Consider the following 13,279-nt stretch of genomic DNA (forward strand, 5'->3'; position numbering starts at 1 on the left):
GCTACATCAAGCACGCCGCGCTGCCGCCGGGCGTCCCGGTCTTCATCGCGCCGCTGATCATCGTGATCGAGCTGCTGCAGAAGTTCCTGGTGCAGCCGCTCTCGCTGGCACTGCGTGTGTTCGCCGCGATGTTCGCAGGCCACCTCATCCTCGCCCTGACCGCCGTGGGTGCGGCGTTCCTGGTGTCGGCGGGCTCCGCGCTCGTCATCGCGTCCCCGGTGGTGTTCGCCGCCGGGATCGCATTCACGTTCCTGGAGGCGCTGGTCCAGGTCATCCAGGCCTACGTCTTCGCCCTGCTCGCCGCCGTGTTCATCGGCGCGGCGATCTCCGAGGACCACTGACAGCACCACCGAGACCCCGGTGCCGCCTGCACCGCGCTCGCACCACCTGCTTCATCCGCCGGCCCGTCCGGGCCGATACACCGAACGACCCGCATCCCGCGGACCCGACGGAAGGAAACCCGAAGTGAACGTCACCCAGGTTCTGGCCCAGGAAGCCGCCAACATCAACCCGGGCCTCGCGGCCATCGGGTTCGGCGCCTCGGCCATCGGCGCCGGTATCGGCGTCGGCCTGATCTGGTCGGCCGTCATCAGCGGCACCGCCCGCCAGCCGGAGGCCCGCGGCCAGCTGATGGGTATCGGCTGGACCACCTTCGTCCTCGCCGAGCTGGTCATGCTGATCGGCCTGGTGCTCTTCTTCATCGCGCAGTAAGAGCCGGCAGATCACTCTCATGCCGGTCCCGGTACCGGCGGCCATGTCAGGGAAGGACACACGGTGGAACTGATTCTCGCCGCCGAACAGCCGCTTCCGATTCTCCCGCACCTCGATGAGCTCGTGCTCGGTGTGGTCGCGTTCGCGATCCTGCTGTTCCTGCTCTGGAAGTTCGCGGTCCCGCGCTTCGAGACGCTCTACGAGGAGCGGACCGACGCGATCGAGGGCGGCCTCAAGCGTGCTCAGGAGACCCAGGAGCAGGCGGACCGGCTGAAGAAGGAGTACGAGGAGCAGCTCGCCGGCCTCCGGGCCGAGGCGGCGCGCATCCGCGACGACGCCCGGGCCGAGGGCCAGCAGATCAAGGCCGAGCTCCGCGAGGAGGCCGAGGCCGAGGCCGCGCGCATCAAGGCCCGTGGCGAGGAGCAGGTGGCCGCGTCGCGCGACGCCGCCCAGCGTGCTCTGCGCAACGAGGTCGGGGGCCTGTCGGTCCAGCTGGCCGAGCGCCTGCTGCGCGAGCAGCTGGCCGACGACTCGCGTCGCTCCGCGACGATCGACTCGTTTCTCGGTGAGCTCGACCAGCAGGGCGTGGCCCAGCGGAGCGGGGCGAACTGATGGCGGCTGTCCTGCAGCCCGCCAGCCGTGAGTCCCTCGCGGCGCTGACCGAGCGGCTGGACTCCTGGACCGACTCCGCGTCGGCCCGGGACCTGACCACGACCGCGGACGAGCTGTTCGCGGTGGCCCGGTTCCTGGACTCCGAGCGCTCCGTCCGGCGCCTGCTGGCCGACGCGTCCTCCCCCGAGGACGCCCGCGCGGACCTCGTCCGCCGGCTGTTCGGGTCCCAGCTCTCGCAGCCGACCGTGGACCTCGTCTCCGAGCTGGCGCGCAAGCGCTGGTCGAAGGCCCGCGACATCGTCACCGGCGCGGAGGGCCTGGCCCGCCGCACGGCCATCGCGATCGCGGACCGCAACGGCTCCCTCGACGAGGTCGAGGACCAGCTGTTCCGGTTCGGCCGGATCGTGGCCCGCGAGCCGCAGCTGGCGAGCCTGCTCGGCGACGGCGCCCGGCCCGTCGAGGGTCGCGTCCAGCTCCTGGACTCGGTGCTCGGCGAGAAGGTCTACCCGGTGACGGCGACGCTGCTGCGCGAAGCGGTCCGGCTGCCCCGCAGCCGGCACCTCGACGTCGTCGCCGAGGAGCTCGCCGAGCTCGCGGCGGCCCGCCGGGACCGCTCGGTCGCCAAGGTGCGCACACCCGTCGAGCTCTCCTCCGAGCAGGAGACCAAGCTCGCCGAGACCCTGGGCCGTATGTACGGCCGCACGATCTCCCTGCAGGTCGAGCTCGACCGGAGCCTCCTCGGAGGCCTGGTCGTGCAGGTCGGCGGCGAGGTCATCGACGGCAGTGTGGCGGGTCGACTCGCCGCAGCTCGCCGATCCCTGCCCAGCTGACCTGCTTCGGACGCGATCGCCGGACCCCGGCGGAACGACCCGAAGACCCCGTTCGAGAGAAGGAACGACGCAGCCATGACAGAGCTGACGATCTCCTCCGAGGAGATCCGGAGTGCGATCTCCAGCTACGTCTCGTCGCTGGAGAGCGGCACGTCCCGCCGTGAGGTCGGGATCGTCGCCGACACCGGTGACGGCATCGCCCACGTCGAGGGTCTGCCCTCGGCCATGACCAACGAGCTGCTCGAGTTCGAGGGCGGCGTCCGCGGCGTCGCCCTGAACCTCGAGCAGAACGAGATCGGTGCGGTCGTCCTGGGCGACTACACCGGCCTCGAGGAGGGCCAGCAGGTCACCCGCACCGGCGAGGTCCTGTCCGTGCCGGTCGGCGAGGGCTACCTGGGCCGGGTCGTCGACCCGCTGGGCAACCCGATCGACGGCCTCGGCGACGTCGAGAGCGACGCCCGCCGCGTGCTCGAGCTCCAGGCGGCCGGCGTGATGGACCGCCAGTCCGTCGGCGAGCCGCTGCAGACCGGGATCAAGGCCATCGACGCCATGACCCCGATCGGCCGCGGCCAGCGCCAGCTGGTGATCGGCGACCGCAAGACCGGCAAGACCGCGGTCTGCGTCGACACGATCATCAACCAGAAGGAGAACTGGGAGTCGGGCGACCCGTCGAAGCAGGTCCGCTGCATCTACGTCGCCATCGGCCAGAAGGGCTCCACGATCGCCGGTGTCCGGCAGTCCCTCGAGGACGCCGGTGCGCTGGAGTACACGACGATCGTCGCGGCCCCCGCGTCCGACCCGGCCGGCTTCAAGTGGCTCGCGCCCTACACCGGCTCGGCCATCGGCCAGCACTGGATGTACCAGGGCAAGCACGTCCTGATCGTGTTCGACGACCTGTCGAAGCAGGCCGAGGCCTACCGCGCGATCTCGCTGCTGCTGCGCCGCCCGCCGGGCCGTGAGGCCTACCCGGGCGACGTCTTCTACCTGCACTCGCGTCTGCTGGAGCGCTGCGCGAAGCTCTCGGACGAGCTCGGCGCGGGCTCGATGACCGGTCTGCCGATCATCGAGACCAAGGCGAACGACGTGTCGGCCTACATCCCGACCAACGTCATCTCGATCACCGACGGCCAGGTCTTCCTCGAGTCCGACCTGTTCAACCAGGGTGTCCGGCCGGCGATCAACGTCGGTATCTCGGTCTCCCGGGTCGGTGGCTCGGCGCAGATCAAGGCCATGAAGACGGTCTCGGGCTCGCTGCGTCTGGACCTGTCGCAGTACCGCGAGCTGGAGGCGTTCGCCGCCTTCGGTTCCGACCTCGACGCCGCCTCGGCCGCCGCTCTGGGCCGTGGCGAGCGCCTGGTCGAGCTGCTCAAGCAGGCGCAGTACGCGCCGGTCTCGGTGCAGGACCAGGTCGTCTCGATCTGGCTGGGCACCTCCGGCAAGCTCGACTCGGTGCCCGTCGCCGACGTGCAGCGCTTCGAGTCGGAGTTCCGCGAGTACTCGCGTCGCCACGCCTCCGGCGCCCTGAACGAGATCACCGACACCGGGAAGCTCTCCGACGACGCCGTCGAGACGCTGACCAAGTCGGTCGACGAGTTCAAGCGCAACGAGTTCACCGCGTCCGACGGTTCCTCGGTCGTCCCCAAGGAGAAGGCCGAGAAGGCCCTCGACGAGGACGATGTCGAGCAGGAGACCGTCACGGTCAAGAAGAACTGAGGCTGATACCCGATGGCGGCACAGATCCGGGTGCTGCGCCGGCGTATCCGGTCGACGCAGTCCATCAAGAAGATCACCCGTTCCCAGGAGCTGATCGCGACCTCACGGATCGCGAAGGCCCGGGCGCGGGTGGACGAGGCACGTCCGTACGCCGAGCTGATGACGAGCACCCTGTCGGAGCTCGCGTCGAACTCGGCGCTGGACCACCCGCTGCTCGTCGAGCGGGAGCAGCCGAAGCGGGCCGCGGTCCTGGTCGTCACCAGTGACCGCGGTCAGTGCGGCGGCTACAACGCCAACGTCCTCAAGGAGGCCGAGCAGCTCCAGGCCCTGCTCCGCGAGCAGGGCAAGGAGCCGGTCCTCTACGTGATCGGCCGCAAGGGCGTCTCGTACTACCGGTTCCGCAACCGGGAGATCGAGCAGTCGTGGACCGGCTTCTCCGAGCAGCCGGGCTACGAGCACGCGGCCGAGGCCGCACGGACGCTGGTCGACTCGTTCATGGCGGGGGAGGACGACCACGACGGCAACACCGACGGTGTGACCGGCGTGGACGAGCTGCACCTCGTCTACACCAGCTTCAAGAACATGATCACCCAGGTGCCGCAGGCCCGGCGGATGGCTCCGCTCGAGGTCGAGTACGCGGCCGACAGTGCCTCGGCGAAGCCGGTCGACGAGATCGACAGCGACGCCGACACGGCCGAGAGCCAGCGGGACCACCCGGAGAGCAAGGGGCTCCAGCCGCTCTACGAGTTCGAGCCGGACCCGGACACGCTCTTCGACGCGCTGCTGCCGAAGTACATCGGGGCCCGCCTCTACGCGGCCCTGCTGGAGTCGGCGGCGTCGGAGTCGGCGAACCGGCAGCGGGCCATGAAGGCCGCGACGGACAACGCCAACGAACTGATCCGTAGCCTGACCCTGGAGGCCAACCAGGCTCGCCAGGCACAGATCACCCAGGAGATCAGCGAGATCGTCGGTGGGGTCGACGCTCTCGCCAGCGCAGGAAGTGAGAGCTGATGACCACGACCGCCGAAACTTCGGCCGGCCCGATCACCGGGCGCGTCGTCCAGGTGACCGGCCCGGTCGTCGACGTCGAGTTCCCGCGTGACCAGGTCCCGAACCTGCTCAACGCCCTCACGCTGGAGGTGGACCTCTCCGGCGACAAGCGCAAGCTGACGCTGGAGATCGCCACGCACCTGGGTGACAACCTGGTCCGGGCCATCTCCATGCAGCCGACCGACGGCGTCGTGCGCGGCCAGGAGGTCACCGACCTCGGCCGCCCGATCTCCGTGCCGGTGGGCGACCAGGTCAAGGGCCACGTGTTCAACGCCCTCGGCGACTGCCTGGACGACCCGTCCATCCAGTTCACCGGTGACCTCCGGTCGATCCACCAGAAGGCCCCGCGCTTCGACGAGCTCGAGGGCAAGACCGAGATGCTGGAGACCGGCATCAAGGTCCTGGACCTGATGACGCCCTACGTCGTCGGCGGCAAGATCGGTCTGTTCGGTGGTGCCGGTGTCGGCAAGACCGTGCTGATCCAGGAGATGATCCAGCGTGTCGCGCTGAACTTCGGTGGCACCTCGGTGTTCGCCGGCGTCGGTGAGCGCACCCGTGAGGGCAACGACCTCATCACGGAGATGACCGAGTCGGGCGTCATGAAGAACACCGCCCTGGTGTTCGGTCAGATGGACGAGCCGCCGGGCACCCGTATGCGCGTCGCGCTCTCCGCGCTGACCATGGCGGAGTACTTCCGTGACGTGCAGGAGCAGGACGTCCTCCTGTTCATCGACAACATCTTCCGGTTCACCCAGGCCGGCCAGGAGGTCTCGACCCTCCTCGGCCGCATGCCGTCCGCGGTGGGCTACCAGCCCACCCTGGCCGACGAGATGGGCGAGCTGCAGGAGCGGATCACCTCGACCCGTGGTCGTTCGATCACCTCGATGCAGGCGATCTACGTCCCCGCGGACGACTACACCGACCCGGCTCCGGCGACGACGTTCGCGCACCTCGACGCCACCACCGAGCTCTCCCGGCCGATCTCCCAGAAGGGGATCTACCCGGCGGTGGACCCGCTGACCTCGACCTCGCGGATCCTGGACCCGCAGTACGTCGGTGACGAGCACTTCCGCGTCGCCAACGAGGTCAAGCGGATCCTGCAGAAGTACAACGACCTGCAGGACATCATCGCCATCCTCGGTATCGACGAGCTGTCCGAGGAGGACAAGCAGCTCGTCGGCCGGGCGCGTCGCATCGAGCGCTTCCTGTCGCAGAACCTCCTGGTCGCCGAGCAGTTCACCGGCCAGCCGGGCTCGACGGTCCCGCTCAAGGAGACCATCGAGGCGTTCGACAAGATCGCCAAGGGCGAGTTCGACGACGTCCCCGAGCAGGCGTTCTTCCTCTGCGGCGGTCTCGACGACCTGGAGAAGAACCGCAAGAAGCTCGAGGGCTGATCACCGATGCCTGCTGAGATGACCGTGGAGCTGGTCTCCGTGGAGCGCCGGCTGTGGTCGGGCGACGCACGCTTCGTGCTCGCCCGGACCACGGTCGGCGAGGTCGGCATCCTGCCCGGCCACCAGCCGATGCTGGCCCAGCTGGAAGAGGCCGGGGTCGTCCGCATCGACTCCACCGACGGCTCGAAGCGCACCATCGCGGTGCACGGCGGGTTCCTGTCGGTGTCGGCGGAGCGGGTGTCCATCCTGGCCGAGTTCGCCGAGCAGGCGGACGAGATCGACGTCGAGCGGGCCCGGCGGGCGCGCGACGGCGCCGACTCGTCCACCGACGAGGGCAAATCGGCGATCGCCCGGGCCGAGGCCCGCCTTCGGGCGGCCGAGGCGAACTAGTACGGGGACCGGGCACGGCAGTGGAGCTCATCGCGGCGTTCGTCGGAGTTCTGCTGCTGTGCCTGGTCGTCCCCCTGGTCTGGCTCGCCGTACGGCGGGTACGACTCATGCGCAACGGCGGTGTGGACCTGTGTCTGCGCCGCCGTTTCGCTGTCACGGACTGGCACTTCGGCGTCGGGCGCTACGAGGGCGAGCGGTTCGCCTGGTACCGCCTGACCAGCTTCCGGATCGGTGCGACCGTCGTGATGGACCGGGCCGACCTGGAGATCGTCGACCGGCGGCCGCCGCACCGGTCGGAGGAGTTCGCGATCCCGATGGCGGTCGAGGTGCTGCGCTGCCGCGGCCGCGACGCCGCCGGCCGGGGCATCGACGTCGAGCTGGCGATGTCGGCGGGCGTCCGCACCGGCTTCATGGCCTGGCTGGAGTCCACCCCGCCGGGGCAGGGGCACGGCTACCGCGAGGCGTCCTGACCTCGCCGGATCGGTAGCTCTACGGACCTGTCGTCCGTTCTGTCCGTTCTATGCTGCCGTCGTGGATCTGGTCTTCCTGGCGTTCGCGGGCATTCTCGGCTGGCTGGCGTGGACGTCGTTCCGCGAGGCCCGCGACGGGCACGCCCGCTGGACGCGCGGCCTGGCCGCGACCCCGGTGACGGTCGCGGAGCTCGTCGCCATGGCCGGCTCCGTCCGCGACGAGCTCGACGCCCCGGCGTTCCGCCAGGTGGTGTCGCTGTCCGGCACCGTCGAGCCGCTCGACGACGAGGCCCGCCCGGCCCCGCTCACCGGGGTCGACGCGGTCTGGTTCCGGTTCGTCGAGGAGGCGCTCTCCCGCGGCCGGACGACCGGGAGGAACGGCAGGTCGTCGCCGAGCAGCGGCGGGAGCGGCCGTTCCGGCTGACCGACGGCGGCGCGGAGGTCGTGGTCGACCCCCGCGACGCGCACACCGAGATCCCGGTCGCCGAGCGCCGCCGGGTCACCGACGACGGCGAGGGCCGCGAGTTCGGCCTGTTCCGCCTCGTCGACCCGACGGTGGCCCGCGAGCGCACCGAGTGGCGGATCGAGCCGGGCTCCCGGCTCACCGTGGTGGGGGAGGCCCGGCTGTCCGGGGACCGGGTACGCCTGTCCGCCGCGGCCGACCACCCGCTCACACTCACCGTCGCCGAGCGCGGCGACCACCTGGAGCGCAGCCGGAGCCGCAGCGGCACCGCGATGCGGCGGGCCGTGGCGTTCGGCTGCGGCGCCGTCGTCGCGCTGCTGGTGGCGGTGCTGACCTGAGCGGGCCGTCCTGAATGGGCCGTCCGGAGCGGGTCCGGTCAGGCGTCGGTGGTCGGGGCGCCGTGCGGGCCGCCCGGCTGCCACAGGACGTCGCCGTCGGGGTTCGCGACCCGGCCGAGGATGAACAGCAGGTCCGAGAGCCGGTTGAGGTACTGCGCGGTCAGCGGGTTGGTGTGCTCCCGGTCGACCTCCAGCAGGCCCCACACCGACCGCTCGGCACGCCGGGCGACGGTCCGGGCGACGTGCAGGTACGCCGCCCCGGGGGTGCCGCCGGGGAGGATGAAGGAGTTGAGCTTGGGCAGCTCGGGGTTGAACTCGTCGCACCAGCCCTCGAGCCGGGTCACGTAGCCCTCGGTGACCCGCAGCGGCGGGTACTCGGGGTTCTCGACGATCGGGGTGCACAGGTCGGCGCCGACGTCGAACAGGTCGTTCTGGATCTGCCGCAGCGGGTCGACGATCCGATCCGGGAGTCCCCCGACGGTCACGGCGACCCCGATCGCGGCGTTCGCCTCGTCGGTGTCGGCGTAGGCCGCCAGCCGGGCGTCGGTCTTCCGGACCCGGCTGAAGTCGCCCAGGGCCGTCGTACCGTCGTCGCCGGTCTTCGTGTAGATCCGCGTCAGATGCACCGCCACCCCGACAGGCTAGGGGCGCCGGTGCCTCGGCGACCAGATGCGGGGGTGCGCCGGACGGTCCGAAGGGTCAGGGCCGTCCGGGGCGGGCATCCGGCGCGGTGACGGTCCCGTTACCGTTCCGGGCGTGGTGGAGCATTTCGCGGTCAACGGCGGGGCCCGGCTGAGCGGGTCCGTCGACGTCGTCGGGGCGAAGAACAGCGTGCTCAAGCTCATGGCGGCGGCGCTGCTGGCCGAGGGGCGGACGACGCTCGAGAACTGCCCGGAGATCCTGGACGTGCCGCTGATGGCCGACGTCCTGCGGAGCCTGGGCTGCACGGTCGCGATCGAGGGGTCGACCGTGCACATCGACGTGCCCGCCGACCCCGGGGCGGAGGCCGACTACCGGTCGGTGTCCAAGCTGCGCGCGTCGGTGTGCGTGCTCGGGCCGCTGGTGGCGCGCTGCCGGCGGGCGGTCGTCCCGCCTCCCCGGGGCGACGCGATCGGCTCGCGCCCGCTGGACATGCACCAGAACGGGCTGCGCAAGCTGGGCGCGACCACCGACATCGTGCACGGCAGCGTCACCGCGACGGCGGGTGACCTGCACGGCGCGCAGATCTGGCTGGACTTCCCGAGCGTCGGGGCGACCGAGAACATCCTGATGGCCGCGGTGCTCGCCGAGGGCACGACCGTCATCGACAACGCGGCCCGCGAGCCGGAGATCGTCGACCTCTGCGTGATGCTGCAGCAGATGGGCGCCAAGCTCGAGGGCGTCGGCAGCTCCACGCTGACCGTGCACGGCGTCGCCGGGCTGCAGCCGACCACGCACCGCGTCATCGGGGACCGGATCGTCGGTGCCACCTGGGCGTTCGCGGCCGCCATGACCCGCGGCGAGGTCACCGTGCGCGGCGTCGACCCGCACCACATCGACCTGGTCCTCGACAAGCTCCGCAGCGCGGGCGCCGAGGTCACCACCGCCGAGCAGGAGTTCTCGGTCACGATGCCCGGCCGCCCCGAGGCGGTCGACTTCGTGACGCTGCCCTACCCGGGCTTCGCGACGGACCTGCAGCCGATGGCGATCGCGCTGTCCGCCGTCGCCGAGGGCACGTCGATGATCACCGAGAACGTGTTCGAGGCGCGCTTCCGCTTCGTCGACGAGATGGTGCGCCTGGGTGCGGACGCCCGCACCGACGGGCACCACGCCGTCGTACGGGGGCGGCCGGAGCTGTCCGCGCGCCGGTGTGGCCAGCGACATCCGGGCGCGCCCGTCGGGGTGTGCCGTGCCCCACCGAGGTCTGCTCGCCGACCGGGCGGGCCTCGAGCACCGTCACCTGCCGGGCGCCGGCCCGCCCAGCGGCGGATCGCGGCGTCGGTGGCGGCACGGTGCGGGTGGGCCAGGCCGTAGTCGGCCGGCGGCGGTGCACCGACGGTGCCAGCGCCACCACCGCAGCCCGGGGCGCAGGGCGTGCACACCGGCCCGGCAGCGTTCCAGGTAGGCGACGGTCAGGCGGGGCGGCAGGGTCGCCGGTCCCCCGCCGGGCAGCCGCGCCAGCGCCGGGGCGAGCCGCGGCTGGGCGCGCCGGTAGGCGCTGCGGGCCGCGTGGCGCAGCGAGGCGGGCGCAGGACCGGGATCAGCTCGCGCAGCGCGGTCGGCAGCGGGGACGGCAGCGAGTTCCTCCCGGACACCCCGAGCACGACCGCGCCGACCCGCGGCAGCGCCGCCCACACCGCCGGGGTCCCCGGTGATCGCCGACCAGGCGTGCCGGGCCGTCCACCCGGCGGCGCGCGACGATCTCGGCGCCGGCCGCCGAGGCGGCGGCGGCGATGTTGGGCCACAGCCTCGGCTCGTCGGCCGGGCAGGGCCGCTCGGGTCCGTGGAAGGCCAGCGAGTCCCCGACGACCAGCAGGTCAGGCACGCGATGTTGTACCCCGACAGGCGCCAGCGGGGGTGGTCGTCACGGCGGGCGACGACGGCCCACCGGTGTTGCCCAGCCCGCCGATCACCGGCCAGGACGACTGCGGCAGGTCGATCAGCCGCACACCATCCCGGCGATCATGCCGCCGGTGCGCGAACGAGCAGCACGGAGCGCTCCTCGGGTCGGAGGCGTACTCGAGGTCCAGCTCCTCGACGACCGGCAGCGACCGGACGACGACGTCGACCCGGGACTCCCCGCGGGCGGGGTGAACCGCGGGTCGGACCGCCACTCGGCGATCGCGCCCGGGTCGTCGGCACCGATCTCGGCGATGGTGCGTCCCTGCCAGTCCCCGAGGTGGGGTCTCCCGCAGCCGCTTGTCCACCGACAGCGGCAGCCCGACGGCCTCGGCCACCGCGGTCGCGGTGTCGTGGGCGCGGGTCAGGTCCGAGGTGATGATCCGGTCGAACCGCTCCTGCGCGAGCCGCGGCGCGACGACGCCGCGCCTGCGCGCGACCGGCGTCCCGGTCAGCCGGGTGTCCAGGTGCCCCTGCATCCGGCCGACGGAGTTGTACTCGGTCTGCCCGTGCCGCAGCAGGGTGACCGGCGCAGCGTCATGCAGTGCCGTCCGGGTCGCCCTGGGGGTCGGGCACCTCGATCGCCGGGCAGTCCTTCCAGAGCCGTCCAGGCCGTAGAAGCCGCGCTGCTCGGTGTGCATGACGTGCACGACGATGTCGTTGAAGTCCAGCAGCACCCATCCGTTGTCGTGTCGCCCTCGCGGCGGTCGGCTTGCTGCCGCTCTCGCGCAGCTTCTCCTCGACCTCGTCGACGATGGCCTGGACCTGACGCTCGTTGGGCCCGACGCCAGCACGAAGCAGTCGGTCAGCGCGAGCTGGTCGGACACGTCGAGCGGCGACGATGTCGACGGCCTTCTTGTCGCCGCGGCGGCCGCGGCCACCTTCGCCAGCTCGACCGCCTCCGGTGATGCCGTCACCACCACTCTTCCCTTCACGACCACGATTGACCTCGACAGTGTGTCAGCCGGGCACCGGGGGCTTGGCGGCGGGCACCGGGCGGGATAGGTTTCCGCCTCACGGTGGAACGTCGAAGGAGACTCCCCATGCCCCTGGCGCCCGATCTCGAGGGCACGCCAGTGCGAACCGGTCACTTCGCGTGGGCACGGGACGACGTGCTCCTCTACGCGGTCGCCGTCGGCGCGGGGGGTGAGGACCCCACCGCCGAGCTGTCGCTGACCACGGAGAACACCGCGGGCGTGCGGACGGCGGTGCTGCCGTCGTTCGCGGAGATCGTCACCGCGGGCGCGAAGGTCGACCTCGGTGACGTGGACGCTCGCGCGTCGTGCACGCCGAGCAGGCGTTCCGGGTGGTCGGCCCGCTGCCGGTGGAGGGGCGGGTCCGGGTGACCGCGACGGTCACCGAGGTGCTCGACAAGGGTCCGGGGCGCTGGTGCGCACCGACCGAGGCCGTCGACGCGAGCACCGGGGAACCGGTTCTGACCAGCACGAAGACGTTGTTCCTCGGCGGCGAGGGCGGCTTCGGCGGCACCCGCGGTGACAGCGCGCCGAGCCCCGTCCCCGACCGCGCGCCCGACCACGAGGTGACCTACCGGACCACGCCCGGCCAGGCCCTGCTCTACCGGCTGACCGGGGACCGCAACCCGCTGACAGCGATCCGGAGTTCGCCGCGAAGGGCGGTTTCGACCGGCCGATCCTGCACGGCATGTGCACCTACGGGTTCACCACGCGTGCGCTGGTCGCGACCGTCTGCGACGGCGACGCCCGCCGCCTCGTCGCGATGGACGCCCGTTCACCCGGCCGGGTCGTGCCCGGCCAGTCCCTGACCGTCTCGGTGTGGGACACCGGTGACGCACGGTCGCGTTTCCGGACCGCCGTCGACGGCGAGGTGGTGCTGGACCGCGGCAACCGCGGAGGTCACGGCGGCGGCCGCGTCCGCCTGAGCGCTCAGGACGCCGCCGCGTGACCCGCGGCGGCGCCGGGTCCCCCGGGTAGTCCTGACCTCCCCGATAGGCGAGGGCGGACAGCGCGTCCGAGCGCCGCGAGCTGCGGGTAGGTCCGTTCCGGGTCGCCCGGTGCGGCCACCGGTGGTCCAGGTGGCGGAAGGTCACCGCGCGATGCCGCGTGGTGGCCAGGAACCGCGGGTTGTCCCGCACGAAGCGGGCGTAGGCGTGCCGGAGCGCGGGGTGGCGGCCCAGCTCGGTGCGCGGACGAACCGGTCGACGTCGGCGCCGATCTCGTGGACGTACTCCCCGCAGGGGGCGACCCACGAACGGCACCACCCACGCCTCGTGCACGCAGAGCAGGTCGCGCACGGCGCGCTGGCGGTGCCCGGCGTTCTCGCTGCGCGACATCCAATCCACAGCGACGACGGCGCGGCGGCGCGGGCCCATCCGGCGAGCACCGCCGACGACGGCCAGGGGAACGACACCCGGAACGGATGTGGACCGGGTCGCCGTCGACGTGCACGTCGTGGTCGGCGACGCCGCCGCCGGAGTCCTGCACGAGCTGCGCCGACACCGCGCCCCACGGGGCGAGGGTGTTGCAATCGCGGCGTGGCGTCCCGGCGGACGGGCTGCGGCACCGCGCGGAGCAGCAGACCGGCCACCGTCGGGGTGGGGACCTCGATCACGAGGATCACCGTAGCCCGATCGGCGCAGCGCAGCGTGACCGATGGTCGACTATTGCGCTGCGTCGTCACTCTTTCGGCGCTGCGTGATCGGCAGCCGTAGAGCGCGGCGACCGGCTCGCGG

General features: G+C 71.9%; 16 protein-coding genes and 2 pseudogenes. 15 read left to right on the forward strand and 3 right to left on the reverse strand.

Annotation, left to right across the window (positions count from 1 at the left end):
• From KPL60_RS24870 to KPL60_RS24920, 11 genes are all read left to right on the forward strand, one after another.
• Positions 1–341 (forward strand): F0F1 ATP synthase subunit A (locus KPL60_RS24870; protein WP_226367377.1); only part of this gene is annotated, 341 nt, incomplete at its 5' end.
• Between the two features lie 124 nt (positions 342–465).
• Entirely contained in the window at positions 466–711 is a 246-nt protein-coding gene (locus KPL60_RS24875; protein ID WP_020621511.1) for a F0F1 ATP synthase subunit C, read from the forward strand.
• A 63-nt stretch (positions 712–774) separates the two neighbouring features.
• Complete coding sequence (locus KPL60_RS24880) at positions 775–1,323, forward strand: F0F1 ATP synthase subunit B (protein ID WP_062397364.1); 549 nt, start codon at positions 775–777, stop codon at positions 1,321–1,323.
• On the forward strand, positions 1,323–2,153 hold the full coding sequence (locus KPL60_RS24885; protein WP_226350073.1) for a F0F1 ATP synthase subunit delta: 831 nt from the start codon (positions 1,323–1,325) through the stop codon (positions 2,151–2,153). The genes KPL60_RS24880 and KPL60_RS24885 overlap by 1 nt, the downstream gene beginning before the upstream one ends.
• Positions 2,154–2,228: 75 nt before the next feature.
• Entirely contained in the window at positions 2,229–3,866 is a 1,638-nt protein-coding gene (gene atpA / locus KPL60_RS24890) for a F0F1 ATP synthase subunit alpha (RefSeq protein WP_226350074.1), read from the forward strand.
• 12 nt (positions 3,867–3,878) lie between these two features.
• A complete protein-coding gene (locus KPL60_RS24895) occupies positions 3,879–4,877 on the forward strand; it encodes a F0F1 ATP synthase subunit gamma (RefSeq protein WP_226367372.1) in 999 nt (332 codons plus the stop codon).
• On the forward strand, positions 4,877–6,310 hold the full coding sequence (atpD, locus tag KPL60_RS24900) for a F0F1 ATP synthase subunit beta (protein WP_062397356.1): 1,434 nt from the start codon (positions 4,877–4,879) through the stop codon (positions 6,308–6,310). Before KPL60_RS24895 ends, atpD begins: the two co-directional genes overlap by 1 nt.
• 18 nt (positions 6,311–6,328) lie before the next feature.
• On the forward strand, positions 6,329–6,700 hold the full coding sequence (locus tag KPL60_RS24905) for a F0F1 ATP synthase subunit epsilon (protein ID WP_020621465.1): 372 nt from the start codon (positions 6,329–6,331) through the stop codon (positions 6,698–6,700).
• A gap of 20 nt (positions 6,701–6,720) precedes the next feature.
• Positions 6,721–7,170: a DUF2550 domain-containing protein gene (locus KPL60_RS24910; RefSeq protein WP_062397354.1), complete on the forward strand. Its 450-nt coding sequence runs from the start codon at positions 6,721–6,723 to the stop codon at positions 7,168–7,170.
• Between the two features lie 61 nt (positions 7,171–7,231).
• Positions 7,232–7,594 (forward strand): hypothetical protein, encoded by a 363-nt coding sequence (locus tag KPL60_RS24915; RefSeq protein ID WP_226367384.1) that lies wholly within the window; start codon positions 7,232–7,234, stop codon positions 7,592–7,594.
• Positions 7,591–7,971 (forward strand): E3 ubiquitin ligase family protein, encoded by a 381-nt coding sequence (locus KPL60_RS24920; RefSeq protein ID WP_255656531.1) that lies wholly within the window; start codon positions 7,591–7,593, stop codon positions 7,969–7,971. Before KPL60_RS24915 ends, KPL60_RS24920 begins: the two co-directional genes overlap by 4 nt.
• 38 nt (positions 7,972–8,009) lie before the next feature.
• Here the strand turns inward: KPL60_RS24920 and KPL60_RS24925 are convergent, their stop codons facing one another.
• Complete coding sequence (locus KPL60_RS24925) at positions 8,010–8,603, reverse strand: cob(I)yrinic acid a,c-diamide adenosyltransferase (RefSeq protein WP_226350078.1); 594 nt, start codon at positions 8,601–8,603, stop codon at positions 8,010–8,012.
• A gap of 124 nt (positions 8,604–8,727) precedes the next feature.
• Here KPL60_RS24925 and murA point away from each other — a divergent pair.
• A pseudogene (gene murA, locus KPL60_RS24930) lies at positions 8,728–9,886 on the forward strand (UDP-N-acetylglucosamine 1-carboxyvinyltransferase); the annotation flags it as partial.
• A 196-nt stretch (positions 9,887–10,082) separates the two neighbouring features.
• Here the strand turns inward: murA and KPL60_RS24935 are convergent.
• Together KPL60_RS24935 and KPL60_RS24940 are read right to left on the reverse strand one after the other, a co-directional pair.
• Entirely contained in the window at positions 10,083–10,307 is a 225-nt protein-coding gene (locus KPL60_RS24935) for a hypothetical protein (protein WP_226367379.1), read from the reverse strand.
• Positions 10,308–10,487: 180 nt separating this feature from the next.
• Complete coding sequence (locus KPL60_RS24940; protein ID WP_308016825.1) at positions 10,488–11,660, reverse strand: RsfS/YbeB/iojap family protein; 1,173 nt, start codon at positions 11,658–11,660, stop codon at positions 10,488–10,490.
• A gap of 21 nt (positions 11,661–11,681) precedes the next feature.
• Here KPL60_RS24940 and KPL60_RS24945 point away from each other — a divergent pair, with 21 nt between their 5' ends.
• The 3 genes and pseudogenes from KPL60_RS24945 to KPL60_RS24950 all read left to right on the forward strand — a co-directional run bounded on the left by KPL60_RS24945 (position 11,682) and on the right by KPL60_RS24950 (position 12,492).
• Positions 11,682–11,915, forward strand: a complete 234-nt coding sequence (locus KPL60_RS24945) for a hypothetical protein (RefSeq protein ID WP_226367380.1) — start codon at positions 11,682–11,684, stop codon at positions 11,913–11,915.
• Positions 11,894–11,977: pseudogene (locus KPL60_RS35240) on the forward strand (hypothetical protein); the annotation flags it as partial. The gene KPL60_RS24945 and the pseudogene KPL60_RS35240, both read left to right, overlap by 22 nt.
• Before the next feature lie 245 nt (positions 11,978–12,222).
• Positions 12,223–12,492: a MaoC/PaaZ C-terminal domain-containing protein gene (locus KPL60_RS24950; protein WP_226367383.1), complete on the forward strand. Its 270-nt coding sequence runs from the start codon at positions 12,223–12,225 to the stop codon at positions 12,490–12,492.
• The last annotated feature ends 787 nt before the right edge of the window (positions 12,493–13,279 follow it).

It is taken from the genome of Pseudonocardia sp. ICBG162 (assembly GCF_020496225.1).
GTDB lineage: Bacteria > Actinomycetota > Actinomycetes > Mycobacteriales > Pseudonocardiaceae > Pseudonocardia > Pseudonocardia alni.

Coding starts and splice junctions, on each gene's coding strand:
- KPL60_RS24885 (WP_226350073.1), top strand. CDS start 1,323: ATGGCGGCTGTCCTGCAGCCCGCCAGCCGTGAGTCCCTCGCGGCGCTG.
- atpA (WP_226350074.1), top strand. CDS start 2,229: ATGACAGAGCTGACGATCTCCTCCGAGGAGATCCGGAGTGCGATCTCC.
- KPL60_RS24895 (WP_226367372.1), top strand. CDS start 3,879: ATGGCGGCACAGATCCGGGTGCTGCGCCGGCGTATCCGGTCGACGCAG.
- atpD (WP_062397356.1), top strand. CDS start 4,877: ATGACCACGACCGCCGAAACTTCGGCCGGCCCGATCACCGGGCGCGTC.
- KPL60_RS24905 (WP_020621465.1), top strand. CDS start 6,329: ATGACCGTGGAGCTGGTCTCCGTGGAGCGCCGGCTGTGGTCGGGCGAC.